The 333-nt window shown below is 63.4% G+C and carries 1 protein-coding gene; it reads left to right on the top strand.

The genetic code is table 11. The features are described 5' to 3' along the window. Positions 1-333 (top strand): transposase (locus E5X34_RS32715; RefSeq protein ID WP_292573365.1); only part of this gene is annotated, 333 nt, incomplete at both ends.

Raw genomic sequence — 333 nt, 5'->3', positions numbered from 1 at the left:
GCCGGTCCCGCGCCGATCGCCAGCGAGGCGCTGAGACGGATCGCCGAACTCTACAGAATAGAGGACGACATCCGTGGACGATCGGCCGAGCAGCGCCGTGCCATGCGCCAGGATAAGAGTCGGCCGATCGTCGCCGAACTCGAGCCGTGGCTGCAAGAGAAGCTCGGTCTGATCAGCCAGAAGACCAAGCTGGCCGAGGCCATCCGCTACACGCTCTTCCGTTGGGAGGGGCTTACGCGCTTCCTTGACGATGGTCGCATCGAGATCGACAGCAATGTCGTCGAACGCTCGATCCGTCCGATCGCGCTCAACCGCAAGAACGCGCTCTTCGCA

The organism is Mesorhizobium sp. (genome assembly GCF_004963255.1).
Taxonomy (GTDB): domain Bacteria; phylum Pseudomonadota; class Alphaproteobacteria; order Rhizobiales; family Rhizobiaceae; genus Mesorhizobium.
This window is presented reverse-complemented; position numbering and strand designations above follow the sequence as displayed.